The sequence below is a fragment of the Cysteiniphilum litorale genome (genome assembly GCF_003428165.1).
GTDB lineage: Bacteria > Pseudomonadota > Gammaproteobacteria > Francisellales > Francisellaceae > Caedibacter > Caedibacter litoralis.
This window is the reverse complement of the sequence record NZ_QLIQ01000108.1, coordinates 1-2,082: the sequence shown is the minus strand read 5'-3', so window position 1 is coordinate 2,082 and position 2,082 is coordinate 1. Positions and strand designations below refer to the sequence as shown.

General features: G+C 41.5%; 1 protein-coding gene. It reads left to right on the top strand.

Features of this window, described 5'->3' with window-relative positions:
- On the top strand, positions 1–2,024 hold a 2,024-nt coding region (locus tag DNJ75_RS14685; protein ID WP_157968395.1), incomplete at its 5' end, for a DEAD/DEAH box helicase.
- Positions 2,025–2,082: the final 58 nt, after the last annotated feature.

The window sequence follows — 2,082 nt, the reverse complement described above, 5'->3', positions numbered from 1 at the left end:
ATGCCAGCCGTTTATTTAAACCTGTTGAGCGATTGTTTGATGCTGGATTGGATACCCCTGAAATCACCTTAAGTAAAGATGAAGCCTTTCAGTTTTTAAAAGAAGACGCCTGGACACTCCACGCCTGCGGTTACAGTGTGATTGTCCCCTCATGGTGGACTAAAAAAGGTCGCTTGAAAGCTAAAGTGAAAATCAAAGCCTCTAAAAGAAAACGTGATGATCTAAAATTTGATAACCCTAAAGGCTATCTTGGCTACGACAGTCTGGTTGGATTTGATTACAGCTATGCGATTGGTGAGCATCAGGTATCTGATAAAGAATGGCAGATGCTGCTTGAGGCTAAATCTGATCTGGTGTTTTTCCGTGGACAGTGGATTGAAATTGACCCTAAAGAAATGCAGCGTATGCAGAAACTCATTGAATCTTCTGAAATTGACAGAAAAGAAGGAAGCATTAAAGACCTACTTGAAATGGCTGCGAAAGAGGATGAGTTTGATATTGATGTTGATGCAGCACTTGAAAAAATGATGGATCAGCTGGTTAATAAAGATGCCATTACTATGCTTGAGTCTCCAACTGATTTGCAGGCAACCTTAAGACCTTATCAAGTCAAGGGCTTATCATGGTTGGCCTATCTGGAATCTATTGGCATGAATCCCTGTCTTGCCGATGACATGGGTCTGGGCAAAACCATGCAGATTATTTCGCTGCTCTTGGCACGTAAAGCAGAAACCCCTGCATTACTCGTAGCACCAACGTCAGTGATTGGTAACTGGGATCGGGAAATCAGTAAATTTGCACCAGAGCTTAAAACCTATATTTATCATGGCGCTAATCGCAAAGCCGATATGTTTCACAAGGCGATTGAGAATACGCATATTGTCATTACTTCCTTTGGACTATTAAGACGAGATAAAAATGTCTTTCAATCCCAACATTGGTCGCGAATCATTGTTGATGAGGCGCAGAATATAAAAAGCCCGACAGCGGCACAGACCAAAGCGCTATGTTCTTTAGAAGGACAATCGCGAATTGCTTTAACAGGAACCCCTGTTGAAAACCGACTGATGGACTTATGGTCAATATTTAATTTTCTCAATCCGGGCTATCTTGGCAATAAAACTGCTTTTAGAAAAGAGTTTGAGCTACCCGTGCAAAAAGATAATGATGAATATCGCACCCAGATGCTTAAAAAAATGGTTGAGCCATTTATCCTTCATCGCGTGAAAACCGATAAAAATATCATTAAAGATTTGCCGGATAAAATCGAGCAGAAGGTGTACTGCCAGTTAACCAAAGAGCAGGCATCCATCTATCAGGCAATTGTTGATGAAACTGAGGAAAGATTAAGAACCGCGACAGGCATTGAGAAAAATGCAATTTTCGTTTCCTCACTATTGAAACTAAAACAGGCATGTAACCATCCTGCACAGGTTTTGCAAGATGGTAGCGCTTTTACCCCTGAGCGATCTGTCAAACTGCAAAGACTATTAGATATGACCAAAGAAATCATGCTTAACGGGGAAAGTGTTTTAATTTTCAGTCAGTTTACCGACGTCTGTCAGGAGCTTGAAAAGATTATGCGACAGCAACATGGTTATATGACTTATTATCTGCATGGTGGCACATCTCGTCCAAAACGCGAAAAAATGATTACAGAATTTCAAAATCCAGAATCACCGCCTGCGGTATTTATCCTGTCATTAAAAGCCGGTGGTGTCGGGATTACCTTAACCAAAGCCAATCACGTCATTCACTTTGATCGCTGGTGGAACCCTGCGGTTGAAAATCAAGCGACAGACAGAGCCTATCGTATCGGACAAGAAAAAACCGTGTTTGCGCATAAGTACATTACCGCAGGCACCATTGAAGAAAGCATTGATCGAATGCTTGAAGATAAGCAGCGCGTATCGGATATGATTGTTGGTAGTGATGAATCATGGCTTGGCACACTTGATACCCGATCCTTTATGGACTTAATTAAACTTAAAAATCAGATGGTGACAGAAGATGAGTATGCATAAAACCTGGTGGGGTGAGGCATTTGTTGAATCCTTAACCGCCTTTATTGATTCCGGACGT